Source organism: Luteimonas sp. GW821-FHT14E02, assembly GCF_058803905.1.
Genome location: NZ_JBXAPK010000005.1, coordinates 1 through 24869 on the forward strand (window position 1 = coordinate 1; position 24869 = coordinate 24869).

Consider the following 24869-nt stretch of genomic DNA (forward strand, 5'->3'; position numbering starts at 1 on the left):
GGGTCGGTCTCGGTCGGTGTCGCCGTCGCGCTGTTGCTGAAGGCGCCGTCGGCCTGGATCGTGCCGGTGACCGTGATGGTCGCGGTCGAGCCCGACGCGATGCTGGCGATCGTGCACGGGAACGCCGTGCAGGCGCCGCTGACCGTGCCCAGCGTCAGGTTGGTGAGCGTGTCGGTCACCTGCACGTTGGTCGCGGCGGACGGACCGGCATTGCTCACCACGATGTCGAACGACACCGTCTGACCGATCAGATAAGGACCCGCGGTCGTCAGCGTCTTGGCGACGGAGACATCGGCGGTCGGCGTGGTGTTGTCGCCGTCAGTGCCGGTGTTGTTACCGGTGTTCGGGTCGGTCTCGGTCGGTGTCGCCGTCGCGCTGTTGCTGAAGGCGCCGTCGGCCTGGATCGTGCCGGTGACCGTGATCGTCGCGGTTGAGCCCGACGCGATGCTGGCGATCGTGCACGGGAACGCCGTGCAGGCGCCGCTGACCGTGCCCAGCGTCAGGTTGGTGAGCGTGTCGGTCACCTGCACGTTGGTCGCGGCGGACGGACCGGCATTGCTCACCACGATGTCGAACGACACCGTCTGACCGATCAGATAAGGACCCGCGGTCGTCAGCGTCTTGGTCACCGACACGTCGGCGGACGCCGTCACTGTCGTCGGATCGCTCGGGTTGCAGCGTGCCTGCGTGCCGCCCGAAGCCGGACAGGTGGTGTCACCACCGCCGCTGGCGCGTGCGGTGTTGGTCACGCTCGGCGCGGCAGCGGCGCCGACGGCCACGGTCAGCGTGATCGGTGAGCCCGTCGAGCCGGCCGGGATCACGGTCGTGCTGGTACAGGTGACCGTCGGCGAGGCGAAGGAGCAAGTCCAGCCAGTGCCGGTGGCCGACACGAAGGTCAGGCCGGTCGGCAGCGTGTCGGTGACGGTGATCGTGCCCGAAGTCGGCGCCGTGCCGGTATTGCTGACGGTCAGCGTGTAGGTGCCGTTGGTGCCGACAACGAAATTGCCGGTATGGGTCTTGGTGAACGACAGCTGCGGCGCATTGACCGTGGTGCCTGCGCTGCTGCAGTTGGTGGTCGCGTTGTTCGCGCAGCCCGGGCCCGGCGGCGTTCCCGGATTACCGGTGCCGGTCGGATTGGTCGCGGCGTAGTTGGTGATCGATCCGCCCGTCGCCGGCGCGGTCACGGTCAGCACCACATTCACCGATCCGCCAGCCGCGATCGGGCCCGGGATCGTACAGGTCAGCAGTGCGCCCGCCGCGCTCGGCAGCGTGCCGCAGTTCGCGCCCGTCACCGCCGTGGCGATCACGCCGGCCGGCAACTGGTCCTGCACGATCACATTGGTGCCACTTGCGGTCTGGCCGTTGTTGCTCACGGCCAGCGTGTACTGATAGCTCGTGCCCGCCGTGACCGCCGCCGGGCCAGTCTTCGCCACGGCGATGTTCGCCGGCGTGTTGACCGTGGTCGGGTCGCTCGGGGTGCAGCGCGGATCGGTCGTGCCCGAAGCCGGACAGGTCAGATCGCCACCGCCGCTGGCGCGCGCGGTGTTGGTCACGCTCGGCGCGGCAGCGGCGCCCACGGCCACGGTCAACGTGATCGGCGAGCCCGCCGAACCGGCCGGGATCACGGTCGTGCTGGTACAGGTGACCGTCGGCGAGGCGAAGGAACAGGTCCAGCCAGTGCCGGTGGCCGACACGAAAGTCAGGCCAGCGGGCAGCGTGTCGGTGACGGTGATCGTGCCCGAAGTCGGCGCGGTGCCGGTGTTGCTGACCGTCAGCGTGTAGGTGCCGTTGGTGCCGACGACGAAATTGCCGGCATGGGTCTTGGTGAAGGTCAGCTGGGGAGTGACGACCGTATCGCTATCGGTCGCGGTGCAAACGCCGGTCGTGCTGTTGAACGCGCCGGCACCATTGGCGGCGATACAGGCCGCGCCGGTATTGGTGACGCCCGATGGCGGCGTGATGGTCGCGACGTTGGTCGCATTGTTGTTCTGAGCGAAAGCGACGGGAGCCCCGAGCGCTGCCAGGCAGAATCCCAGAGACAGGACGACGCGACGACTTGCCGCGGCAAAGCCATGACCGAATGCGAACACGCTGACTGCTCCCCAGAGACGTTTTTTCGACAGCGGCTGCGTAGCCGGCTGTCTCCCCCACAGCTATTCCCCAGCACGAAATCTCACGAAATGGTGAGAAATAATGCTCTGTACTTACATCAATCTAACATCAATACGGATGTCTGTCACACTTCACTCAGGCACACGGCAAATTTGGACTGCCAAGACGTTCAGGAAATAGCCCTGGCCCTTGCACTCCATTAAAGTGTGATATAGCGCACAAACGCGTGAACGACATCGCCGTTTGGCGGCGGGATTTGGCCGCTGGTCGCGTGGCGGGAATGGGAATGGCGCCTCCCGGCCTGGGGCAGGCGGGGTGGGAGCGGCGCGAAGAGATGGTGGGTCGTGATGGATTCGAACCATCGACCAGCGGATTAAAAGTCCGATGCTCTACCGACTGAGCTAACGACCCGAGTTGTTGCGCCCGGCGTTGCACCGGGGGACGCGCATTCTAGCAACCTGTCGGGAAACGCACATCCTCCGCGCGTTTCCCGAGTGGCAATCGGCTCAACCGACGTAGCGCGTGGGGTCGTCGACCCCGGCGGCGGCGAAGCCTTCGGCCCGCAGGCGGCAGGCATCGCAATGGCCGCAGGCGCGGCCTTCGGCATCGGCGCGATAGCAGGACACCGTCTGCGAGAAGTCCACGCCCAGGCGCAGCCCCTCGCGCACGATGTCGGCCTTGCTCATCTGCTGGAGCGGCGCCTGGACGCGCAGTCCCGCGCCCTCCACGCCCGCCTTCGTGGCGAGATTGGCCAGCCGCTCGAAGGCGGCGATGAACTCGGGGCGGCAGTCCGGATAGCCCGAATAGTCGACCGCGTTGACGCCGCAGAACAGGTCCGTGGCGCCCAGCACTTCGGCCCAGCCGAGCGCCACCGACAGCATGATGGTGTTGCGCGCGGGCACGTAGGTAACGGGAATGGCCGGGCTGTCCGGATTCAAATGGGAATCCACGGGCACGTCGATGTCGTCGGTGAGCGCGGAGCCGCCGATGCTGCGCAGGTCGACGTCAACAGTCTTGTGCTGCACGGCGCCGAGCGCCTTGGACACGCGCGCGGCGGCGGCCAGCTCGGAGGTATGACGCTGGCCATAGGCGACGCTGAGCGCATGGGTGATGAACCCCTGCTCGCGGGCGATGGCCAAGACGACGGCGGAATCCATGCCACCGGACACGAGGACGACTGCTTTTTTCATCGGAGGAACCGGACTCGGAAATTCGGACACTGGATCGGACGAGCGCGCTCAGCGCCCCGGCTCGTCGTTCCAGAGGATCTTGTGCAGCTGGAGCTGGAATTTTACCGGCAGACGGTCGGCGACGATCCAGTCCGCGAGCGCGCGGGCATCGAGTTCGGACTTGCTGGGCGAGAACAGCACGTCGCAGCGCTCATGCAGCTTTTGTTCGGCGATCAGGTCACGCGCCCACTCGTAGTCCTCGCGTCCGCACAGGACGAACTTGATCTGGTCGTGCGCGGTGAGCAGCGGCAGGTTCTCCCAGCGATTGCGCTCCACTTCGCGCGAGCCGGGCGTCTTGATGTCGAGCACGCGCGAGACGCGCGGATCGACCTGGGCGATGTCGATCGCGCCGGAGGTTTCCAGCGAGACCTCGTAGCCGGCATCGCACAGGCGTTGCAGCAACTGGAGGCAGCGCTTCTGCGCGAGCGGCTCGCCACCGGTGACGCAGACGTGGCGCACGCCATGGCTGGCGACCTCTTCGAGGATGGCGTCGATCTCGCGCCATTCGCCGCCGTGGAAAGCGTAGGCGGTGTCGCAATACTGGCAGCGCAGCGGGCAGCCGGTCAGGCGCACGAACACGGTCGGCCATCCCGCGTCGCGGGCTTCGCCCTGTAGCGAGAGGAAGATTTCGGTGATGCGCAGCCGCTGCGCCGCGGCGGCGGCCGCATCTGTCGTTACGGCGTGCATGATGCGTGTCGGAAATCCGCGCGCGAGGCCGCGGATTCTCAAGGTGGGACGGTTATTTTACTTGGGACAGCTGGATCGCGCGCAGCCGATCCTCGGCGGTGCGGGAGGCGTCGGTGCCCGGGAAGCGCGCGGAGACATCCGCGAGGGTCTTCTCGGCGGCGTCGTACTGCTTCTGCCCGTACTGCGACAGGCCGACCTTGAGCAGCGCGCCCGGCGCCTTGTCGTGGGTCGGATAGCGGTCGAGCAGCGCCTGGAACTGCTGCTGCGCCAAGCTGTAATTCTGGGTGACGTAGTAGCTCTCGCCCAGCCAGTACAGCGCGTTCGGCGCGTAGGCACCGTTCGGATAGGACTGCAGGAAACTCTGGAACAGCTGCGCCGAATCCACGTACTGCCCGCCTTTCAAGGCATTGAACGCGGCTTCGTAGGCGCCGCGCTCGTCGGCGCGGTTGGCGATCGCGCCGGCATCGCCGTGGATCGTGGGCGCGCTGTCGGTCGGAGCGGGTGCCGCCGGTGCCGTGGGCGCGGCCGGCTGCGACGGCGTGCTGGGAACCGAAGCGGCGGGAACCGAATTGGGATCGAGCGCGGGCTGGCCGGGTGACGCGGGCGCCCCGCCCTCGAGACGGTTGAGGCGGCCGTCGAGATCCAGGTACTGGCTGCGGTTGGTCGACTTCAGCTGTTCGACCTGCTGCTGCAGATCCTCGATCTGCGAACGCAGGGCCTGCTGGTCGCTGCGCAGCTGCGTGATCTGGTTGAGCAGATCGACGTTGCCCTGGTTGTTGGCGGCCTGCTGCTCGAGCGCGGCGACGCGATCGGCAAGGCTGGCACGTTGCGCAAACGCGGGCGCGGCGGCCACGAGGGCCGCCGCTAACACCGCTGTGCCTGTCATCGTGGAAACGATGCGGTACTTCATGCTTCAGCCGTCAAGACTTACTTGGCGGTGTAGACGATCTCGACGCGACGATTCTTGGCCCAGCAATCTTCGGTCGATTCGGTGCAGGTCGGACGCTCTTCGCCGTAGCTGACCACGGTGAGCTGGCTGCCCGAACCGCCGTTGGCCTGCAGCGCGGAGGAGACCGCATTGCCGCGGCGCTCGCCCAGGCCGAGGTTGTACTCGCGGCTGCCGCGCTCGTCGGCGTTGCCTTCCAGCGTGATGCGGGCGGACGGACGGTCGCGCAGGTACTTGGCGTGGCAGGCCATCGCGGCCTGGAATTCCGGACGCAGGCCGTCCTGGTCGAAGTCGAAGTACACCACGCGCTGACGCAGGCAGGCGTCGGTATCCAGATCGTTCGGGCCGTAGGCGCCGGGGGCAGTCGGGCCGGTGTCGGTGACGCCGCCTGTGGTCGAGCCGGGTTCGCTTCCGGTGGTCGGCGTTTCCTTGACCTTCTTGGAACAGGCAACGGCCGCGGTGCACAGCAGCGCGGTAAGCAGGACGCGGGTGGTGGTGTTCATCTCGTCGAATCCTTAGCAGTGAAGAGGGGTGTTGCAGAATGCGTTGGTTGGCATGCAGGTCAGATCAGCGTTGCGTGCGATACGGTCCCCAGGCCGGCTCGCGCACGTCACCGTCGGCGAGCACGAGGCGCTGACGCACCCGGCCATCGGCCGAGACTGCGTACAACACTCCGCGCCTGCCTTCACGGGCCGCGTACAGGATCATGCTGGCGTTGGGGGCGAAACTCGGCGATTCGTCGAGCGAACCCGGCGACAGCGTGGACCAGCGCGGCGACCCGAGGCTGCGATCCAGCAGTGCAATACGGTACACGTTGCCGCTTCCCTGCGCCACGGCGATCTTCTTGCCGTCAAAGGACACCGTGGCACTGGCGTTGTAACTGCCCTGGAACGTCACGCGTGTAGCGCCGCCGCCACTGGCCGGGGCCTGGTAGATCTGCGGCTTGCCGCCGCGATCGGAGGTGAAATAGAGGGAGCCGCCATCGGCGCTCCAGGTCGGTTCGGTATCGATGCCGAACTGGTTGGTGATCTGGGTCAGCGCCTTGCTGCCGAGGTCCATCACGTAGATCTCGGGATTGCCGCTGCGCGAGAGCGTCAGCGCCAGCTTGCGGCCATCCGGCGAGAACGACGGCGCGCCGTTGATGCCGCGGAAGCTGGCCACCAGTTCGCGACCGCCGGTGGTGATGTCCTGGATGTAGATGGACGAATTGCCACGCTCGAAACTCACGTAGGCAAGACGGCGGCCATCGGGACTCCACGAGGGCGACAGCAGCGGCTCCGGCGAACGCACCACGGTCTGCGGGTTGTAGCCATCGGAGTCGGCCACCATCAGCGCATAGCGGCTGCCCTTGCCGGTGCCGACCGCGGTGATGTAGGCGATGCGGGTCCAGAACGCACCACGCACGCCGAGAATCTTCTCGTAGATCGCATCGGCGATCTGATGCGCCACGTCACGCATGGCATTGCTGCGCGCGGTCATGGCGAAGCCGAGCAGACGTTCCTGCTTGGCGACGTCGAACAATTCGTACTCGACGCGATAGCTGCCGCTGCCGCCATCGACGACGCGGCCGACCACCAGGTAGTCCTGCTTGAGCAGGCGCCAGGTCGGATACTGGATCTCGCTGCCCTTGGTGGGCTTCTCGACCATGTCGTTCACGGGCAGGCCGCGGAACTGGCCGGAGCGGTCGAGATCGGCGCGCACGACGCTGGCGACGTCGGTATCCGGCGCCGCCCCGCTGCCCTGGTACGGCATCGGCACCACGGCAATCGGCAGGGCCGAGGCGTTGCCGCCGACGATGTCGATTTCCAGGCCCTTCTCCTGTGCAAGGGCCGCCATCGGCAGCAACAGGACGAAGAAGAGTGCGGCAAGGCGTCGCAGGGATCGGGTCATGGGCAGGACGGGAATCCGGGGGATGCGAAAGCGTGACAGGGTGTTCATGAACAAGGCTTCAAAGCTGAACGGAAAGTGATGCCTTTACAGGCCATTTTCCGCGAAGGCGGGGGTTTCACCCTCGAATGGCCGCTATCTAGCGGCCTAAAGCCGTCTTTTAGTCATCCTGTGCCTGAAAGTTCAGAACCACGGTGCGGTTGAAAACGGGCTCGAACCCGGCATAGGGCAGCGGCTGCGCCTTGAGGACGGCCGCCTTGACCGAGCGCCGGCCGGTTTCGTCGTAAGGGCAGCTCGGGTCGATGTCGATGCTGATCACGTCACCGGGAGGACGTTGCCGGATCCGAACCTGGCAACGCTTTCCGGTTGGAACGGATTCCGGACGCATCCACTGGCGGAGGATCGCGCCATGAAGCGCGACCATGTAACGCCTCAACAGTTCGGCATCAGCGCTCGCAGGCGCCGACGGAGGTTCGGGACCTGCCCCGTGCCACGGAATGAGTCCTGCGCACAGAAGCACGAGCACGCCTCCCACGATCGCGCGGCGTGAATATCGAATCATTCCGGTGCGACGCGATGATGGAAACCCGGGCGCAAGGCCTAGCGATCCTGCGCTTCAAAATTCAGAGTCAGAGTACGACTGAAGACGGACTCGAAACCGGCATACGGCAGCGGCTGCGCCTTGAGCACGGCCGCTTCGACCGAACGTCGGCCAAGCTCGTCGTAAGGACAACTGGGGTCGACCTTGGCATCGATGACTTCACCGCCCGGCAGCTGGCGGATGGTGATGCGGCAGCGCTGACCGATCGGTACGTTGTCCGGACGCGTCCAGTTGCGCAGGATCGCTTCCCGCAACGCTTCCTGATAGCGCGCCAGCAATCCGTTGTCGGTGCCTTGCGGCTGACCCGGCGGCTGCGCGCTCGCCGCCGCCTGCTGCGACGCCTGCGACGCCTTGAGATTGGCGATCTGCTTGAGCTTCTGCTCCGCCAGATCGGCCTCGCGTTTGGCCTTGGCCATCTCGGCCTGGATCTTCTTCAGCTCTTCCTGATCCTTCTGCTGCTGGGCCAGACGCTGCTTCTTCTCAATCTCTTCCTGGCGCTGACGCTCGGTCAGGTCGATCTGCTCCTGACGACGCTTCTCTTCCTGCTCGCGCTCACGCGTCTCGGCCGAGATCGCGTCGCGCTCGACCTTCTCCTGGTCGATGTCGGACGGCTCGGGAATGCGCTCCTGCGCCTGGAACTGCGGCTCCACCTGCGAATCCTGCGGATTCGGCTCGGGCAGCGGCTGCGGCAGCGGCGTCGCATCGACTTCGATCGGCTGTTTCTGCGGCGGCTCCGGCTCCACCGGCTCGGGACGCTTCTGCAGCGTGCGGCGCATCGCCGCCGACAGATCGCTGAACTCCATCAGCTCCGCGCTCACCGGCGCGCCGGCCGCGCCGGCCGGCGACGAACTGCCCGACCACCACAGCCCGACGAACATCAACGAGAACAGCAGCGCGTGCAACAGCAGCGCCAGGAACACGCCTTGGGTAGTGTCGGCGCGGGTCTCGCGCATTACTTGCCACCACCGCCGTTCTTGGGCTGGCTCATCAGGCCAACCTTCTCCACGCCGGCGCGCTGCAGCAGCACCATCGCGTCCATCACCTTCTGGTAGTTGGCGCTGCCGTCACCGGCCACGAACACCGCCTGCTTCGGATTCTGGCGCACGATGGCGCCGACCTTCGCTTCCAGCTCGGAACTGCCGATGGCTTCATTGCTGCCGGCCTTCACCGCGAGGAAGTAGTTGCCCTCGGTGTCGACGCTGACCACGATCGGGTCCTTCTTTTCCTCGATCGATTTGGCGTTGGATTGCGGCAAATCGATGTCCACGCCCAGGTTCATCAGCGGCGCGGTCACCATGAAGATGATCAGCAGCACCAGCATCACGTCGATGTAGGGCACGACGTTGATCTCGGCCTTGAGCTTGCGCTTGCGGATGCGGCGGCCGGTGGCGGTCAGGGCCATGTCGGAATCCTCGTGTCTTGTCTCTTCAACGTGCGTGGCGGTGCTTCGGGGCTAGCTGTTTCAAAACCAGCTGACCAACACACCGGTCACTCATCCAGGTGCGACTGACGCTGCAGGATCGAAGAGAACTCTTCGGCGAAGGCGTCGTAACGCACGCCGATGCGTTCCACCTTGGTGGCGAAGCGGTTGTAGGCCCACACCGCCGGAATCGCCGCGAACAGGCCCATGGCGGTGGCGATCAGCGCTTCGGAAATGCCGGGCGCGACGCTGGCGATGGTGGCCTCCTTCACGTTGGCCAGGCCCTGGAACGAAATCATGATGCCCCACACCGTGCCGAACAGGCCGACGTAGGGGCTGATCGAGCCGACGTTGGCGAGGAATTCGAGATTGCGCTCCAGGCCATCCAGTTCACGCGAGGTGGTCACGCGCATCGCACGCTGCGCGCCTTCCAGCTGGATGCGACTATCGACGCCGCGGCGCTGGCGGATACGGTTGAACTCGCGGAAGCCGCCTTCGAAGATCGCTTCCAGGCCACCGATATCACGGCTGCGCTCGGTGGCGCCGGTGTAGAGCTTGGACAGATCGGCGCCCGACCAGAAGCGCTCCTCGAAACGGTCGGCTTCCTTCTCCGCGCGCGCGAGCACGCTGCGCTTGCGGAAGATGATCACCCACGACACGATCGAGGCGGCCAGCAGCAGCAGCATCACGAACTGCACCGGGATCGAGGCGTGCAGCACCAGCTGGACGATGTCGAGGTGATTGCCGGCGGCTGCGGCCGTGTTGGCGGCGGCGGGATCGGCGGCCAGCTCGGTCGCGGCGGCGGCGGCTTGCTCCGGCAGCGGCTCGGCCGTGGTTTGCAGCAGCATGGGCAATGCACTCATCCGTTGTTACTCCGCAATCTTGTCTTCGAGAAGTTTGAGTTGGTCGTACAAAGGTTCGGGAATGCCGCGCGGGCGGAAATCGCCGGCGCCTACCGCCGCGACCCGCACCTCCGCATCGAGCAGTGTGTCGTCGCCGCGACGGATCGCCTGCGCGATCACCAGGCTGGCGCGGCGGCACTGGCGCAAGCTCACCGTCACGTCGAGCGCGTCATCCAGACGCGCGGGCTTGCGGAAATCGATCCGCATCGCCCGGACCACGAACACCAGATCGTAGGCTTCGCGCAAAAGTTCCTGGCCGTATCCGCGCGCGCGCAGCCACTCGGTGCGTGCGCGTTCCAGAAACGCCAGATATTGCGCGTGATAGACCACGCCACCGGCGTCGGTATCTTCCCAGTAAATGCGGACGGGGTGGCTGAATGTATCGTTCATGAAGGCCTCTTGCCCGTCATCCCGGCAAAGGTGGGGAATTTGGCGTCTTTCGTACCGGCGCCGCATGTTTCCCGAAGGGCAAAGTCACTGGATTCCCGCTTCTGCGGGAATGACGGGCAAACACATCTCAAAACAGCGCCTCCGGCTCCCCGGCACCCGGCTCCCGGCCCTTCGGCTGCAGGCCGAGATGCCGATAGGCCTTGTGCGAGGCCATGCGCCCGCGCGCGGTGCGCACGAGGAATCCCTGCTGGATGAGATAGGGCTCGATCACGTCTTCGAGCGTGCCACGCTCTTCGCTCAGCGCCGCGGCGAGCGATTCCACGCCGACCGGGCCGCCGTCGAAACTGTCGATGATCAGATGCAGCAGCCGGCGGTCGAGGTCGTCGAAGCCTTCGGGATCGACCTTGAGCATCTGCATCGCCGCGTGGGCGACCTCGTGATCGATATGGCCGCTCGCCTTGACCTGCGCGTAGTCGCGCACGCGCCGCAGCAGGCGGTTGGCGATGCGCGGCGTGCCGCGCGAGCGCCGCGCGATCTCGCCGGCGCCCTCGGCGACGCAGTCGATGCCGAGAATCTGCGCCGAGCGGCGCACGATGCGCGTCAGTTCTTCCGCGCTGTAGAACTCCAGCCGCTGCACGATGCCGAAGCGGTCGCGCAGCGGCGCGGTGAGCAGGCCCGCGCGCGTGGTGGCACCGATCAGGGTGAAGGGCGGCAGGTCGAGCTTGATCGAGCGCGCGGCCGGGCCCTCGCCGATCATGATGTCGATCTGGAAATCTTCCATCGCCGGATACAACACCTCCTCCACGACCGGCGAGAGGCGATGGATCTCGTCGATGAAGAGCACGTCGTGCGGCTGCAGGTTGGTCAGCAGCGCGGCCAGATCACCGGCCTTCTCGATCACGGGACCGGAGGTGATGCGCAGGTTGACGCCGAGCTCGTTGGCGATCACGTGCGAGAGCGTGGTCTTGCCGAGTCCGGGCGGCCCGAAGATCAGCACGTGGTCGAGCGCCTCGCGGCGCTGCTTGGCCGCTTCGATGTAGATCGCCAACTGCTCGCGCACCGGCTGCTGGCCGAGATATTCGGCCAGACTCCGGGGGCGGATCGAGGCGTCGACGGCGTCGTCCTCGCGCGTGGCGCCGGCGGCGATGAGGCGGTCTTCTGTCATGCGCTTATGTTCGCATGACCGGGCCCGGAAGACCGCTTTCGGTCAGGCCGTCGAGCCCTGGAACGCTTGCGCCGCCAAGGCGAAGGAATACTTGCGCGCGGCGTGATCGAAGATGTTGGCCGTCAACATCAGCTCGTCCGGCTGGTGGCGGCTCGCGAACGCCGCGATGCCTTCGCGCACTTCGGCTGCATCGCCGACCACGGCGCAGGCCAGCGCCGCCTCGGTCATCGCCTTCTCCGGCGGCGTCCAGTAGGCCTCGATGTCGTCGATCGGCGGCGGGATCAGCCCCGGCTGTCCACGGCGCAGGCGCACGAAGCTCTGCTGCTGGGTGGTGAACAGGCGCCGCGCCTCGGCGCTGCTGTCGGCGGCCACCACGTTCAAGGCCAGCATGGCGTAGGGCGCTTGCAGATATTTCGACGACCTGAAGTCGCGCCGGTACAACGCCAGCGCCTCCTCCATCGCCGCCGGGGCGAAATGCGAGGCGAAGGCGAAGCGCAGTCCCAGCATCGACGCCAGCTGGGCACTGAACAGGCTGGAGCCCAGCAGCCACACCGGCATGTCGATGCCGGCACCGGGTACCGCGCGCACGGCCTGTCCCGGCTGCGCGGGATCGAAATAGCGCAGCAACTCGGCCACGTCGTGCGGGAAGGCATCGGCGCTGTCGAAATAGCGGCGCAGCGCGCGCGCCGTGGCCTGATCGGTGCCAGGCGCGCGACCGAGACCGAGGTCGATGCGATCGGGGTACAGCGACGCGAGCGTGCCGAACTGCTCGGCCACCTGCAGCGGCGCGTGATTGGGCAACATGATGCCGCCGGCGCCGACGCGGATCGTATGCGTGCCGCCGGCGATGTGTCCGATCAGCACCGCGGTCGCCGCGCTGGCGATGCCCGGCATGTTGTGGTGCTCGGCGAGCCAGTAGCGGCGGTAGCCAAGCGCCTCGGCATGGCGGGCCAGATCAAGCGAATTGGCGAAGGCCTGGCTGGGATCGCTGCCCTCGGTGACCGGGGCGAGATCGAGAAGCGAATACGGGAGCATCGTTGCCACATCGTCGAGAATGCCGGCATCTTGCGGCGGCCGCATGCCGATGTCAGTGGCACGGGCGGGATACTGCGATCCGCGCGTGGTTCACGGCGGGGTTCGCAGGATCTCGCCCAGGATCTTCGTGGCCTCGAACAGCCTCTGCTCTTCCGAGCCGCCGAATCCGAGCAGCAATCCGCTGCGGCGATCCGGACCGGCGTAGCACGTGGACAGCGCAGTCGCCGTCAGGCCGCGTTGCGTCATGCGTCGCACGATGTCCTTGTCGTCGAGTCCGTCCGACAGCAGCACCGCCACGTGCAACCCCGCATCGGCGTTATGCACCACGAGCCGATCGCCACAATGCTGCGCCAACCCCGCAAGCAGTGCATCGCGCCGCGCCAGATACACGCCGCGCATGCGGCGCAGATGCCGGGCGAAATGACCCTCGCGCAGGAATTCCGCGAGTACCGACTGATACAGCGTGGGCGAGAACAGGTCGAAGACTCTGCGCGCCTCGGTGAAATCCGGCACGCGCGATGGCGGCACCACCAGGTACCCGATCCGCAGCGCGGGAAACAGCACCTTGCTGAAGGTGCCGATGTAGATCACGCGTTCGTGCGCATCCATGCCCTGCAATGCGCCGAGCGGACGGCTGACGTAGCGGTATTCGCTGTCGTAATCGTCCTCCAGCACCCAGGCGTCGTTCCGGAATGCCCAGTCCAGCAACGCCAGGCGTCGCGCCGCGGTCATCGACATTCCCAGCGGATACTGGTGCGAAGGCGTCACATACACCGCGCGCACGTGTTCGCCATGCCGTTGCAACGCGGCCACGTCGATGCCCTCCTCGTCCACGGGCACCGGCACGATCCCGGCGCCGCCCGCGCCCAGTGCGACACGCGCGCCCGGATAACCCGGCTCTTCCATCGCCACGCGATCGCCGCGCGCCAGCAGCACCACCGCGGCCAGACGCAGCGCCGCCTGCGAGCCGGACACGATCAGCACTTGTTCGGCCTCGCAGCGCACGCCGCGAGCGGCGCGCAGATGCTCGGCGATCGCCATGCGCAGCGCCGCCACTCCCGCCGGATCGCCGTAGGCCATCTGCGCGAGCGGAAGTGCCTGCGCATGCCGCGCCACCAATCGCGACCACGCCGCCTGCGGGAACTGGTCCAGCGCCGGCAGGCTCATGCGGAACGGGCCGAGCCCGCCGTCGTCGCGGATCGGCGGCGGCGGATGGACGGCCCGGCCCGGCCGAGCCGGCGCCTGGAGTTGCAGGAGATCGTCCGGAAGCGCCGCGCTGACGAACGTCCCCGACCCTGCCCGCCCTTCGAGATAGCACTCGTGCAGCAGCTGTTCGTAGGCCGTCAGCACCGGCAGGCGCGAGACGGCCAGCTCCGCCGCCAGCGTGCGCGTCGAGGGAATGCGCTGGCCCGGCCGCAACACGCCATCGAGGATGGCGCGGCGCAGTCCGTCATAGATCTGGCGATGGATCGGAACGCCGCCGGACCGATCGAGGGACAGATGCAAAGTGGTCATGGCGCCTAACCACAAAGTGGTGATAGGCACATTACCACTCTGGGCCTAGAGTCCTCGCGACCATCTCTCGGGAGAGCCCTCATGTCCGCACGTCCGACACGTCGCCCGAAGCGTCCGCGCCTCCGCAATCCCCTGCTGGCCTGCCTGCTGGCCTGCCTGCTGCCTTGCGGCCTCGCCATCCTGCCACCCGCGCTCGCGCAGACCGCGCCACCTCCCTCGCCAATGCCCGCGGCCCAGCCGTCCGACGGGCAGCACGACTTCGACTGGGAAATCGGCACCTGGAAGACGCATCTGAAGCTGCTGCTGAATCCCCTCAGCGGCGCCCCGCCCCAATGGGCCGAGCTCACGGGCACGTCCGTGATCCGCAGGGTGTGGGATGGCCGCTCCAACCTGGTGGAGCTGGTTGCCGACGGTGGAGACCTTCACATCGAAGGCGCCAGCTGGCGCCTGTACGACCCGAAGACGCGGCAATGGAGCCTCAATTTCTCCAACAGTCGCGTCGGCACGCTGACGCCGCCGGTGTACGGCGAATTCAAGGACGGCGTCGGCGTGTTCTACGGCCAGGACTTCAACGATGGCCGCGCGGTGCTGGTCCGCTTCGTGATCACCCCGATCACGTCGGACAAATATCGGTTCGTGCAGTCCTATTCCGGCGACGGCGGCAAGACGTGGGAAGTCAACTGGATCGCGACGGACACGCGCGTGACTGACAATCCATAGGCGCGAGCGCGGCGCTTTGTCGCTCGTCATCCCGGCGAAAGCCGGGATCCAGCCTTTCGTCCAGAGACGCGCTTCCGTTGAGAAGAAGCTGGATCCCGGCTTTCGCCGGGATGACGAGCATTTTGCGAAGGCCCCTCGCAGGCCCCATCAGATCTCGACCTGCGCACCCAACTCGACCAGGCGATTGCCGGGGATGCGGAAGAATCCCGTCGCCGGCGCCGCATTGCGATGCATGAAGGCGAACAGCTTGTCGCGCCAGACCGGCATGCCGCGGTGGCGGCTGGCCACGATGGTTTCGCGACTGGCGAAATACGTGGTGTCCATCGGATCGAAATACACCCCACCCTGATCGCAGGAACGCATCAGCGCCAGCGGCACGTCGGGCGTTTCCATGAAGCCGAAGCGGATCAGCACGCGATAGAAGTCGTTGCCGATCGCCTCGATCTTCAGACGCTTCTCGCTTGGCGCATGCGGAACGCCCAGCGTCTCCACGGTGAGGAAGACGTTGCGCTCGTGCAGCACCTTGTTGTGCTTGAGGTTGTGCAGCAGTGCATGCGGCACCACGCCCTGGTCGGCGGTCATGAAAATCGCCGTGCCCGGCACGCGCACCGGCGGCGCCAGCATCAGGCCGGGCAGGAAGCTGTCGAGCTGGATGCCTTCCTTGCGCACTTCCTCATGCAGCAGCTCGCGGCCGCGGCGCCAGGTGCGCAGCATCGTGAACACGATGATGCCCAGCACCACCGGGAACCACGCGCCGTGGAAGAACTTCACGCCGTTGGCGATGAGGAAGCCGATGTCGATGACCACCACCACCGCGCACACCGGCAATACCCAGACCCTGGCGCGCTTCCACTGCGCGCGCACCAGCAGGGCAAGCAGCAAGGTGTCGATCAGCATGGTACCGGCCACCGAAACACCGTAGGCCGAGGCCAGCGATGTCGAGGAGCGGAATGCCAGCACCAGCGCGATCACCGCGATCATCAGCATCCAGTTGATCCACGGGATGTAGATCTGGCCGATGGTCTCGCGCGAGGTATGACGGATCTGCATGCGCGGGATGTAACCCAGCTGCATCGCCTGACGCGCCACCGAATACGCACCCGTGATCACCGCTTGCGAGGCGATCACCGTCGCCGCGGTGGCGAGCGCGATCATCGGCCAGCGTGCCCATTCCGGCACGCCGAGATAGAACGGGTTCTTCGCGGCGTCCGGGAATTCCAGCACCAGCGCGCCCTGCCCCAGATAGTTGAGCATCAGCGACGGCAGCACGAAGAAATTCCAGGCCACCTGGATCGGGAAACGGCCGAAATGGCCCATGTCCGCGTACAGCGCCTCGCCGCCCGTCACCGCCAGCACGATCGCGCCGAGGATGAAGATGCCGTGCCAGCTGTGATCGATGAAGAACTTCACCGCCCACCACGGATTGATCGCCTTGATCACTTCCGGATTGTGGAAGATGTTGATCACGCCGATCACCGCCAGCGACAGGAACCACAGGATCGTGATCGGCCCGAAGATGCGGCCGACCCGCTCCGTGCCATGGCGCTGCACGAGAAACAGCACCAGCAGAATCGCCACCGTCACCGGCACGATGAACGGATGCAGCTTCGGCTCGATCACTTCCAGGCCTTCCACCGCCGACAGCACCGAGATCGCCGGCGTGATCACGCCGTCGCCAAAAAACAGCGACGCGCCGAAGATGCCGAGGATGCCGACCGCATACGCCGAGCGCCCGCCCTTGGCGAGCGTGCGCTGCGCCAGCGTCATCAGCGCCATGATGCCGCCCTCGCCTTCGTTGTCGGCGCGCATGATGATCAGCACGTACTTCAGCGTGACCATGATCATCAGCGCCCAGAACACGAGCGACAGGATGCCGAGCACGGTGTCGTGGTCGGCGACCAGTCCGTAGTGCTCGGAGAACGCTTCCTTCAGCGTGTACAGCGGGCTGGTGCCGATGTCGCCGAACACCACGCCGATCGCACCGATCACCAGCGCCGGCAATCCGATCTTGCCGTGGCCGTGATTCGATGCATGCGTGTTCGATGCGTGCGCGTCGGAATTATGATTGTTGGAAGAATTGCCCATGACTCTCCGGTCGCCGTACCGCTGCTCAGCGCAGCGCGGACTGTAGCGCCTTGCGGATGATGGTTTCGGCGGCGTCGCCGTCGGCGTGTGCCTGCTTGGCCATGCGCTGCGCTTCGGCCGGCTTGTAGCCGAGCTGCTGCAGGGCGATGGTCGCCTCCGAAAGAGGATCGGCCGGCGCCTTGCCGGCAATCGCGGTGGTGGTGGAACCCATGGTGGCGACGCGATCGCGCAATTCAACCACCATGCGTTCGGCCGTTTTCTTGCCGATGCCGGGAATGCGCGTGAGCGCCTGCACATCGCTGGTCTGCACCAGGCGGGCGAATTCGTCCACCGACGCCCCCGACAGCACCGCCAGCGCGATCTTGGCGCCGATGCCGCTCACGCGCTGCACATCGCGGAACAGCTGGCGCTCGGCCTCGCTCAGGAAGCCGTACAGCGACACCGAATCCTCTTTCTGCGCGTAGTGCGTGAACAGCGCCACCTCGCGTCCGGCCTCCGGCAGGTCGTAGAACGTGCTCATCGGCGCTTCCAGCTCGTAGCCGACGCCGTGCACGTCCACCACCAGCCAGGGCGGCTGCTTGTGGATGAGAATGCCCTTGAGCCGCCCGATCATCGGATCACTTCCTGCTCCAGGCTTCGCGCGCGTTCACGCCGAGCTTGCGCGCGGTCGCGCGCACATGCGCATGCGTGATGGCCACGGCCAGGGCGTCGGCGGCGTCGGCCTGCAGCTTGCCTTTCAGATTGAGCATGACCCCCACCATGTGCTGCACCTGCACCTTGTCGGCGCCGCCTTTTCCCACCAATGCCAGCTTGATTTCTTTCGCGGCATATTCGTGGATCGGCAGATCGCGCATCACCGCCGCGCACAACGCCGCGCCTCGCGCCTGTCCCAGCTTCAATGCGGAATCCGGATTGCGGGCCATGAACACCTGCTCGATCGCGACTTCGTCGGGTCGATGCGTGTCAATGATCTCAGACAATCCTTGGAGCAATCGCTTTAATCGCGCCGGAAAGCCGCCTTCCGGCCCCGTATCGCCGCCCAACAGGTTCAGGGGCGCGTGAAAGACGTGTGTCGTCTTGCCCGTGGCGTCGACGTCGATGATGCCGACGCCGGTACGCTGCGAGCCCGGATCGATGCCGAGGATGCGGGTCACGGCTGCATTCAATCGCAGGCAATCGCGCGCTGTTCCCTTCTCCCTCCGGGAGAAGGTGGCGCGTAGCGCCGGATGAGGGCGGGAAAACGACTTGCCAAAGAACGTTCCATGACACGGAATTCTCCTACCCTCATCCGCCCCTTCGGAGCCCTCAGCCGCTTGAAGCGGCTTCGATCTCCCCAGGGGAGAAGGGAAAGGCAAGTCGCGTCACGCATATGCCGCGTCGCCGAGATCGGCGTTCGAATACACGCTCTGCACGTCGTCGAGATCTTCCAGCCAATTCAGCAGCTTGGCCACCTGTTGCGCGGTCTCGCCTTCCACAGCGATGTCGTTGTCGGCGCGCATCGTCACCTCGGCGTGACCCGGCGCCAGTCCGGCGGCGGTCATCGCATCGCGCACTTCCGCGAAACTCTCCGGCGCCGTCACCACGTCGATCGAGCCGTCGTCCGCATACACCACCACGTCGTCGGCGCCTGCCTCGATGGCCGCCTCGGTGATCTTCTCCTCGCTCGATCCGGGCGCGTAGCTCAGCACGCCGAGCTTCTTGAACATGAAGGCGACCGAGCCGTCGGTGCCGAGATTGCCGCCGAACTTGCCGAAGGCATGGCGCACATCGGACACGGTGCGCACCTTGTTGTCGGTGAGGCAGTCCACGATCACCGCGACGCCGCCCGGGGCGTAACCCTCGTAGCGGATTTCCTCGTATTCCACGCCTTCCAGCGCGCCGGTGGCTTTCTTGATCGCGCGTTCGATCACGTCCTTGGACATGTTCGCCGACAGCGCCTTGTCGATGGCGCTGCGCAGGCGCGGATTGCCGCCCGGATCGCCGCCGCCGCTGCGTGCCGCGACCGAAATCTCGCGGATGATCTTGGTGAAGATTTTCCCGCGCCGGGCATCCTCGGCGTTCTTGCGGGCTTCGATGGAAGGACCTCTACCCATGGGCTGTTCAGGCGGCGCGAATGGACGAAACCGCGCATTTTACCTGATGCCCACCGGAGGTGCCGGGCGGGCCAGAATGGGGCCGGATCAGCCGTTTCAGTGCAGGAAACGCCCCTCGCGCAGGAAGGCGGCCGCCTGCTGCGCCGCCTGCGCCGAGAACACCAGGCCGCTGTGGCTGGAAGCGACGACGCAATGGTCGCGCAGGCCGGGCAGGCGCGTTTCCTCCAGCGCCACCGTGCCGTCCGAGGCCAGATCGAAGTCCGGAAACAGCCGCCCGAGGCCGTGCGGCACGTTGCCGGCCACCATGCCGACCTCGGCCACGCCCTCCCAGGCCTCGAATCCGCGCTGCAGGAATTCCGCGCTCCTGCCCAGCACCGGCAATGCCCAGGGCAGCGCCGCCAGGTGCCGCGCGGTCGTACTGCCGCGCAAGGGCGAGCCCAGGCAGACCACGCGCGTGACCGGCAGGTCCGGCGCGCGGCGCAGGGCTTCCAGCGCCATCATGCCGCCGAGGCTGTGCCCGACGATGGTGGTCTGGGGCGATGCCCGCAAGGTTTCGATCAACGCCGGCAGCGCCGCTTCCGGGCCGCCGACCACGCTGGCGTAGCCGAGGATGCGTGGCGTGAATCCCGCCTCCCGCAAGCGCACCGCCAGCGGCGTCAGCCAGGCGCGCGCGTTCCAGATGCCGTGCAGCAGCACGACGTGTTTGCTCAATGCAGGCCCGCCGGAGCCGGCCCGCTCACGCCGGCCTGCCCATGCCGGCCCGCTCATGCCGCCTCGCTCCGAGGCCGGCCGACCGGTTGCGCCGAGGCTTCGCGGCGCAGGATGAATTCGAGATCGCGCACCCGACCGACCGGGAATTCGTATTCGCCCACGCGCCGGAACCCGTGGCGTTCGTAGAAGCGCTGCGCACCGAGATTCTCGGACCACACGCCGATCCACAGCGTGCGCGGGCCGTCACGCTCCAGCCAATCGATCACGGCGCGGAACAGCTGCCCGCCCCAGCCGCCGTTCTGCAGCGACCGCCGCACGTACAGGCGCTTGAGTTCGCCATCGCCGGGCGCGACTTCGTCATGCGGCAGACCGCAAGGGCCGGCCAGCGCATAGCCAATGGCTTCGGAACCATCACGCTCCAGCAACCAGAACGCGTAGGCCGAATCGTTCAGCAACCTGGCGTGCGCTTCGACCGAATACGTCTCGCGCAGGAAGAACTCCAGGTCCTCCGGCGGATACAGATGCCCGAAAGTTTCGATGAAGGTTTGTGCCGCCAGCGTCGACAATGCCTGCGCATCGGCAGGCACGGCACGGCGGATCACCAGATTCGGTCGCTGTTCGGTCATTCGCGCAGGCATGTCGTCACGCAGTTACAGCCGGAGGCTAGCATCGGCTCTTCGTGGCGTGCAACGCATGGGCGGGGAATGGCGGCCCGACCGGATGTCCTTGCAACGTCGCCATCACGCTCTTCTCAAGGAATGGCATCCGGCGCGAAACGACCGCACGGCTACCGCGCGATCGGACAGATATCATCGCCTGCCTGCTTACGCCGCCGGCGGCGGATTCTTCTTGGCGGCCACGCGTGTGCCCGCCTTCAGCAAGGCGTTCGGCGCCAGCACGATCTGATCACCGGCGGCGATGCCGTCGAGGATCTCGATCTCGCCGCCGAGATTGCGCCCGACCTTGACGCGTCGGTAATCGAGTTTCGACGCCGGCCCCAGGAGCGCGACCCGCGTGCCGTCGGCGTCGGTGATCACCGCCGACTCCGGCACGATCACCGCGGCGGCGGTGCGCGGCACCGACAGCTTCACCTCGCCGACCATGCCGGCGGGAATGCGATTGTCGGGATTGGGCAGACGCAGTTCCACGCGCATCGCGCCGATGCTGCTGGAGATGCTCTGCGCGCTGCGGATCACTTCGGCCTGGAAGGTTTCGCCCGGCAGTTCCGGGAAGCTCACTTCGGCGCGCAGGCCGGGGCGCACCTGCAAAGCGGCGCTCTGCGGCACGTCCACCACCACGCGCAGCGGATCGAGCACGTTGACGGTGAACATCGGCGTGGCCGAGGAGGCCGAGTCGCCGACCACGCGATCGCCGCGTTCGATGTTGCGCGCGGCGATCACACCGGCGAACGGCGCGCGCACCACCTGGAAGCCCTGGCGTTCGCGAGCACTCACCAGCCGCGCCTCCGCGGCGGCGCGGCCGGCGATCGCGGCATCCTGGGCAGCCTTGCGATCGGTGTACATCTCCTTGGAGATCGCATTGGACCGCACCAGCACCGCGGCGCGATCAAAATTGGTCTTCGCCAGTTCTTCATTGGCGCGGGCACTGATCACGTCCGCCTGCGCCTCGCGCACCGACGAATCGACTTCTGGCGTCGAGATCACCGCCAGCACCTGCCCCGCGGCGACCTTGTCGCCGAGATCGACGCGGCGTTCGGACACGAGTCCCGTGGCGCGTGCGTACAACTGCGCCGATTCTCCAGCGAGCGCGCGTGCCGGCAGGCTCAAAGCGTAGGCCGCGTCCGCGGCGCGGGCATTGGCCACGAGGACTTGCGGCAATGCGCTCGCACCCGGCTTGGTTTCCTCGGCGTCGCTGCGCGCGCAACCGGCCAGCGTCGCCAACGCGGCGGCGCACACCACCGCAAGTAGCGCACGAACGGGAGCGGATTGGATGAAGGTGGCGGAACTCATAACGGAACTCCGGCATCGGCGGTTTCGCCGCCTGAAGAAGATGAAGAAGAAGGAAGAGGGTCGGTTTGCGTCGTTTGCGTCGCCGCGGCATGGCGCTTCAGACGGCGACCGAGCACGGCCAGGATCGACGGCACCACGACCAGCGTGGCCGGCGTGCCGAACAGCAGGCCGCCGATCACCGCACGGCCGAGCGGCGCGTTCTGCTCGCCGCCTTCGCCGAGACCAAGCGCCATCGGGATGATGCCGAGCACCATCGCGCTGGCCGTCATCAGCACCGGGCGCAGACGCACGGCGGCGGATTCGTAGGCGGCCATCTCGGGATCATGGCCTTCGGCGATCAGGTTGCGGGCGAAGCTGGTGACCAGCACCGAGTTGGCGGTCGACACGCCGATCACCATCATCACGCCCATCAGCGCCGGCACGCTGAGCGAGGTGCCGGTGACGAACAGCGCGACGGCGGCACCGGCGATCGCGATCGGCAGGCCCGACATCGCCACCAGCGGCTGGATCCACGACTGGAAGTTCACCACCAGCACCAGGAACACCAGCACCGCCGACATCAGCAGGCCGGCGGCGAGTTCGCCGTAAGCGCTCTGCATCTCGCCGGCCTGGCCGACGATCTCGATGCGGTTGCCGGGTTTCAGATTGCCTTCCTGCTGCGCGACGATCGCGCGCAGGCGGTCGTACACCGAGCCAAGATCGCTGTTCTGCACGTTGGCGAGCACGCTGATCGTCGGCGCCAGCGTGGTGCGCGCCAGGCTCGCCGGCACCTTGCGGGCCGTGATCGTGGCGATACTGCGCAGCAGCACCGCCTGCCCGTCGCCGCCGATGCGCAGCGGCATGTTGAGCAGGGTTTCGGCATCGCCAAGTTCGGTGATCGGCGCCTGCACCTGCACGGTGTAGGCGAGCGCATTGGCGGTGTCGGTCCAGTACACCGGCGTGACCGTGCCGGCCGAGCCAAGTACCGCCAGCACGGCGCGGCTGGCCTGCTGCGCGTCGAGTCCGAGCTGCGCGGCGCGGGTGCGGTCGATCTTGATCTGGTACTCCGGCAGATCCAGCACCTGACGCAATCCCACATCCACCGCGCCGGGAACCTCGCGCAGTTCGCGCTCGATCGCGCGCGCGGCGGCGAGATTGCCGGGAACGTCACGACCGGCGAGTCGCACCTCGAACGCCGCGGCCGCCGAGCCGGCCAGCGTGCGGCTGGTGGCATCGGGCGGGCGCTCGAACATCACCACACCGGGAAACTTCTCCGCGATCACCCGCCGGATGGCGGCCAGGTATTCATGACTGGGCGCATGCGGCGAACGCAACTGCACCTGCACCTCGGCCTCGAACGCACCGACCACGGTGCTGTCCACGATCGACATGTTGTAGGCCTCGGGCACGCCGATCTGTTCGTAGACTGTCTGCAGTTCCGAGGCGGGGATGATGCGGCGGATCTCGTTCTGGATGTCGCTCAGGCGCGCGGCGGTCTGCTCCAGTCGCGTGCCGGGCGGCATGCGCACCTGCATGCGCAACTGGCCGGCGTCGACCTGCGGGAAGTAGTCGCGCCCCAGCATCAGCGCCGCACCGACGCCGAGCGCCAGTGTCAGCAGCGCCGCCAGCGTCAGCACACCACCATGATGGCCCAGCCGCACCAGCAGGGCGTGATGGCGTTCACGCAGATTCTCCAGAACATGCTCGACGCGATGATTGACCGACAGCAGCAGTTTCTCAGGGGCCCAGCGCGGGTTCTTGCGACTCTCGATATCGGCAGGCAGCAGCAGGTAGCACAGCACCGGAATGAGTGTGCGCGACAACAGGAACGAGGCCGCCATCGCGAAGATCACCGCCAGCGCCAGCGGCGTGAACACCCAGGCCGACAGGCCGGTCATCAGCAGGATGGGCGTGAGCACGATACAGATCGCGATCGTCGACACCATTTCGGGAAACACCACTTCCTTGGCGCTGTCCAGGATCGCCGTGCGCACGTCCTTGCCCATCGCGATGTGACGGTTGGTGTTCTCCACGTCCACGACCGCGTTGTCGACCAGGATGCCGATCGCCAATGCCAGACCACCCAGCGTCATCACGTTGAAGGTGTAGCCGAGCAGGTCGAGCATCGACACCGAAGCCAGCAGCGCCAGCGGAATCGCCGACAGCACGATCACGCTCGAACGCCACGAGCCGATGAACACCAGCACCACGAACGCCACCAGCAGGCCCACCAGCACCGCTTCGTGCTGGATCGAGCCGATGGCGTTGTCGACGAACACCGACTGATCGAAGATCGGCTCGATCCGCATGCCCGGCGGTGCCGATGCCAGCACTTCCGGCAGCTTGGCGCGCACCGCGCGTACGATCTCCACAGCCGAGGCGCCGCCCATCTTGATCAGCGCCACCGACACCGCGTTGGCGCCGTCCATGCGCGCGACGTTGGTCTGCAGTGCGCCGCCATCGCGCACCGAGGCGATGTCGCGCACGTAGATGATGCTGCCGTCGCGGTTGGCGACCGGCAGATCGAGAAATTCGGCGGTGGTGGCCGGGCTGACGTTGAGCGAGATCTGCATCTCGCGCGCGCCCTCGCGGATCGAGCCCGATGGCAAGGTCGGATTGCCGCGCTCCAGTGCGTTGGTCACGTCCGCCGGCGTCAGGCCGTAGGTCTGCAATGCGGAAGGATTCAGATCGACCATGATCTGCCGCGGCGCGCCGCCGTAGGGCAGGCTCATGCGGATGCCCGGGATGGTCTGGATCTGCGAACGCAGCTGCAGGCGCGCGTAGTCGTACAGCTGCGCCTGCGACATCGAATCCGAGGACAGCACCAACTGCAGCACCGGCGTGCTGGACAGGCTGTTGCGCACCACGATCGGCGGCGAGGTGCCGGTGGGCATGCGCCGCAGGATCGTCTGCGAGATGGAGGTGATCTGGCTGTACGCGCGATCCAGGCTGACGTTCGGCTGGAAATCGATGCGGATGATGGCGACGCCGTTGATCGTTTCCGATCGCACTTCCTTGATGTCGTCGACGCTGTTGAGGATCGCGATCTCGGAGAACGTGGTCATCTTGGCGGCCATGTCCGCCGCCGGCAGACCGCTATAAGTCCAGACCAGATTGATCGAGGGAATGCCGACTTCCGGCAGGATGTCGGTCGGCATGCGCCGTGCCGCCAGCGTGCCGAACAGCAGGATCAGGATCGCTAGCACGCCGATGGTGTAACGGCGTGCCAACGCATATTGGACGATCCACATGATGAGAATCCCGGTGTGGGGGAGGCGGGACATCTCGCCACGGAAACAACTTCAACCCCTGCCCGTGAAATCAACAAACCGGGAAGAGGCGGATGGTGCGCCGAGCGTTGTCGATCAAGCTACGCCGGTCGTATTCACCGGCGTTAGTTCATTGCTGTCAGAGAATTGCCT

At 66.5% G+C, this 24869-nt stretch carries 23 protein-coding genes and 1 tRNA gene; 1 reads left to right on the forward strand and 23 read right to left on the reverse strand.

From position 1 onward, the window contains the following. The 15 genes from AC1RNP_RS09445 to pdxR form a co-directional block, all read right to left on the reverse strand. Positions 1–2090, reverse strand: a 2090-nt coding sequence (locus AC1RNP_RS09445; protein WP_493051007.1) for a beta strand repeat-containing protein, incomplete at its 3' end; no start/stop codon positions are given. A gap of 357 nt (positions 2091–2447) precedes the next feature. Further along, a tRNA-Lys gene (locus tag AC1RNP_RS09450) sits at positions 2448–2523 on the reverse strand. Positions 2524–2618: 95 nt separating this feature from the next. Then, entirely contained in the window at positions 2619–3302 is a 684-nt protein-coding gene (gene queC, locus AC1RNP_RS09455) for a 7-cyano-7-deazaguanine synthase QueC (protein ID WP_493051008.1), read from the reverse strand. 48 nt (positions 3303–3350) lie between these two features. Beyond that, a complete protein-coding gene (gene queE, locus AC1RNP_RS09460; protein ID WP_493051009.1) occupies positions 3351–4028 on the reverse strand; it encodes a 7-carboxy-7-deazaguanine synthase QueE in 678 nt (225 codons plus the stop codon). Between the two features lie 52 nt (positions 4029–4080). Continuing rightward, the gene (gene ybgF, locus AC1RNP_RS09465; protein WP_493051010.1) at positions 4081–4938 is read right to left on the reverse strand and encodes a tol-pal system protein YbgF; all 858 of its coding nucleotides are present in this window, start codon (positions 4936–4938) and stop codon (positions 4081–4083) included. A gap of 17 nt (positions 4939–4955) precedes the next feature. Beyond that, positions 4956–5477 carry a peptidoglycan-associated lipoprotein Pal gene (gene pal / locus AC1RNP_RS09470; protein WP_493051011.1) on the reverse strand — a complete coding sequence of 174 codons (522 nt, stop codon included), beginning with the start codon at positions 5475–5477 and terminating at the stop codon, positions 4956–4958. A gap of 64 nt (positions 5478–5541) precedes the next feature. Further along, a complete protein-coding gene (gene tolB, locus AC1RNP_RS09475; protein ID WP_493051012.1) occupies positions 5542–6864 on the reverse strand; it encodes a Tol-Pal system beta propeller repeat protein TolB in 1323 nt (440 codons plus the stop codon). Positions 6865–7021: 157 nt separating this feature from the next. Further along, a complete protein-coding gene (locus AC1RNP_RS09480) occupies positions 7022–7285 on the reverse strand; it encodes a cell envelope integrity TolA family protein (protein ID WP_493051013.1) in 264 nt (87 codons plus the stop codon). Positions 7286–7461: 176 nt separating this feature from the next. Next, a complete protein-coding gene (gene tolA, locus AC1RNP_RS09485; RefSeq protein WP_493051014.1) occupies positions 7462–8415 on the reverse strand; it encodes a cell envelope integrity protein TolA in 954 nt (317 codons plus the stop codon). Then, positions 8415–8858, reverse strand: a complete 444-nt coding sequence (gene tolR, locus AC1RNP_RS09490; RefSeq protein ID WP_493051292.1) for a protein TolR — start codon at positions 8856–8858, stop codon at positions 8415–8417. The genes tolA and tolR overlap by 1 nt, the downstream gene beginning before the upstream one ends. Before the next feature lie 92 nt (positions 8859–8950). Beyond that, positions 8951–9745 carry a protein TolQ gene (tolQ, locus tag AC1RNP_RS09495; RefSeq protein ID WP_493051015.1) on the reverse strand — a complete coding sequence of 265 codons (795 nt, stop codon included), beginning with the start codon at positions 9743–9745 and terminating at the stop codon, positions 8951–8953. 6 nt (positions 9746–9751) lie between these two features. After that, a complete protein-coding gene (ybgC, locus tag AC1RNP_RS09500) occupies positions 9752–10174 on the reverse strand; it encodes a tol-pal system-associated acyl-CoA thioesterase (RefSeq protein ID WP_493051016.1) in 423 nt (140 codons plus the stop codon). 127 nt (positions 10175–10301) lie between these two features. Further along, complete coding sequence (gene ruvB / locus AC1RNP_RS09505) at positions 10302–11339, reverse strand: Holliday junction branch migration DNA helicase RuvB (protein WP_493051017.1); 1038 nt, start codon at positions 11337–11339, stop codon at positions 10302–10304. A 42-nt stretch (positions 11340–11381) separates the two neighbouring features. Then, positions 11382–12374, reverse strand: coding sequence for an LLM class flavin-dependent oxidoreductase (locus AC1RNP_RS09510; protein WP_493051293.1), 993 nt, complete (start codon positions 12372–12374; stop codon positions 11382–11384). 90 nt (positions 12375–12464) lie between these two features. After that, positions 12465–13889 (reverse strand): MocR-like pyridoxine biosynthesis transcription factor PdxR, encoded by a 1425-nt coding sequence (gene pdxR / locus AC1RNP_RS09515; protein ID WP_493051018.1) that lies wholly within the window; start codon positions 13887–13889, stop codon positions 12465–12467. Positions 13890–13970: 81 nt separating this feature from the next. On the opposite strand from pdxR, the gene AC1RNP_RS09520 reads away from it, so the two are divergent. Continuing rightward, the gene (locus AC1RNP_RS09520) at positions 13971–14609 is read left to right on the forward strand and encodes a hypothetical protein (protein WP_493051019.1); all 639 of its coding nucleotides are present in this window, start codon (positions 13971–13973) and stop codon (positions 14607–14609) included. Between the two features lie 147 nt (positions 14610–14756). Here the strand turns inward: AC1RNP_RS09520 and AC1RNP_RS09525 are convergent, their stop codons facing one another. From AC1RNP_RS09525 to AC1RNP_RS09560, 8 genes are all read right to left on the reverse strand, one after another. Beyond that, positions 14757–16694, reverse strand: coding sequence for a potassium transporter Kup (locus AC1RNP_RS09525; protein ID WP_493051020.1), 1938 nt, complete (start codon positions 16692–16694; stop codon positions 14757–14759). Between the two features lie 25 nt (positions 16695–16719). Further along, a complete protein-coding gene (gene ruvA, locus AC1RNP_RS09530; protein ID WP_493051021.1) occupies positions 16720–17307 on the reverse strand; it encodes a Holliday junction branch migration protein RuvA in 588 nt (195 codons plus the stop codon). 4 nt (positions 17308–17311) lie between these two features. After that, entirely contained in the window at positions 17312–17848 is a 537-nt protein-coding gene (gene ruvC / locus AC1RNP_RS09535) for a crossover junction endodeoxyribonuclease RuvC (RefSeq protein WP_493051022.1), read from the reverse strand. Between the two features lie 207 nt (positions 17849–18055). Further along, positions 18056–18787 carry a YebC/PmpR family DNA-binding transcriptional regulator gene (locus AC1RNP_RS09540; protein ID WP_493051023.1) on the reverse strand — a complete coding sequence of 244 codons (732 nt, stop codon included), beginning with the start codon at positions 18785–18787 and terminating at the stop codon, positions 18056–18058. Between the two features lie 96 nt (positions 18788–18883). Next, positions 18884–19555, reverse strand: a complete 672-nt coding sequence (locus AC1RNP_RS09545; protein ID WP_493051024.1) for an esterase/lipase family protein — start codon at positions 19553–19555, stop codon at positions 18884–18886. Continuing rightward, entirely contained in the window at positions 19552–20124 is a 573-nt protein-coding gene (locus AC1RNP_RS09550) for a GNAT family N-acetyltransferase (RefSeq protein WP_493051025.1), read from the reverse strand. Before AC1RNP_RS09550 ends, AC1RNP_RS09545 begins: the two co-directional genes overlap by 4 nt. 198 nt (positions 20125–20322) lie before the next feature. Next, the gene (locus AC1RNP_RS09555; protein WP_493051026.1) at positions 20323–21468 is read right to left on the reverse strand and encodes an efflux RND transporter periplasmic adaptor subunit; all 1146 of its coding nucleotides are present in this window, start codon (positions 21466–21468) and stop codon (positions 20323–20325) included. Next, positions 21465–24698: an efflux RND transporter permease subunit gene (locus AC1RNP_RS09560; RefSeq protein WP_493051027.1), complete on the reverse strand. Its 3234-nt coding sequence runs from the start codon at positions 24696–24698 to the stop codon at positions 21465–21467. Before AC1RNP_RS09560 ends, AC1RNP_RS09555 begins: the two co-directional genes overlap by 4 nt. Between the last annotated feature and the right edge of the window lie 171 nt (positions 24699–24869).